We start from the raw sequence: 868 nt of genomic DNA, 5'->3' as shown, positions 1-868 counted from the left end.
GCGCGGTACGTTAAAAATACACGCCGTACGCACCGGTGGTGCGCGGAAAACACGCTTAAAGTAGAGCCTCAAATCACTTAAACAGGTAACTAATGCAATGAATAGAGAAACAAACATATCGATTCAATATGGGCGCTGGGTTCACCAGAAAATACTCGAGGCTACTCATGGATTTACAAACGATCAGTTAAAGAAGTACCGCTGTGCATTTTGGTTGGAGGGCAAGCATTTTATCCGGAACCCTGCTAACCGCATAGTTTATAACCCAGTAGCGATTGACGATTGGATGGAGGGAAAACTGTGAGCAAGAAAACTGAGTTCAAAATTCCTAAGGGCGTCGAAATTCATGGAAATAACATCCGGATTGCATTCCAGTTAGATGGAAAAAGAATGAGGGAGCCCATTACCGGCATTCTCAAAATTAATCAGAATTCGCTTAACTATGCCGCTAACAAAAGAGCGGTGATTTTGAACGAAATAAAGTCTGGCAGTTTCGATTATCAAGCACATTTTCCGAACTCTCAGAACGCGCTTAAATATTCGGGTTCGGTTAGTAATGATATTGACCTAACCATTTCAAGAGGTGTTGAGATGTGGCTGGAATTGAAATCAGAAAACCGCGCTAAGTCGACAATCGAAGGCTATGAAGCCAAAGCGAAACATGTAAAGGCATATTTCGGTGATAAAACGATACGATCACTACGAACGACTGATATTACAAATTTCAGAAAACATTTAACACAAAACCTGGAAATGAAAGTTAAGACCGTAAACGACGTGTTTACGGTCTTACGCGGCGTGACAAGACTGGCTTACCAGGATCACATTACAAAGACAGACATAATGGAACGTATACCTAATCTTGAGA

At 41.6% G+C, this 868-nt stretch carries 2 protein-coding genes; both read left to right on the top strand.

The window, feature by feature from the left end; translation table 11 throughout:
* The first annotated feature begins 97 nt into the window (after window positions 1–97).
* Entirely contained in the window at window positions 98–304 is a 207-nt protein-coding gene (gene xisR / locus A3757_RS18340; RefSeq protein ID WP_068513088.1) for an excisionase family protein, read from the top strand.
* Window positions 301–868, top strand: a 568-nt coding sequence (locus A3757_RS18335) for an Arm DNA-binding domain-containing protein (RefSeq protein WP_197470128.1), incomplete at its 3' end; no start/stop codon positions are given. The genes xisR and A3757_RS18335, both read left to right, overlap by 4 nt.

The sequence above is a fragment of the Oleiphilus sp. HI0117 genome, from assembly GCF_001635235.1.
Note: the sequence above shows the minus strand (reverse complement) of the source record. Positions and strands in the feature narration are given on the sequence as shown.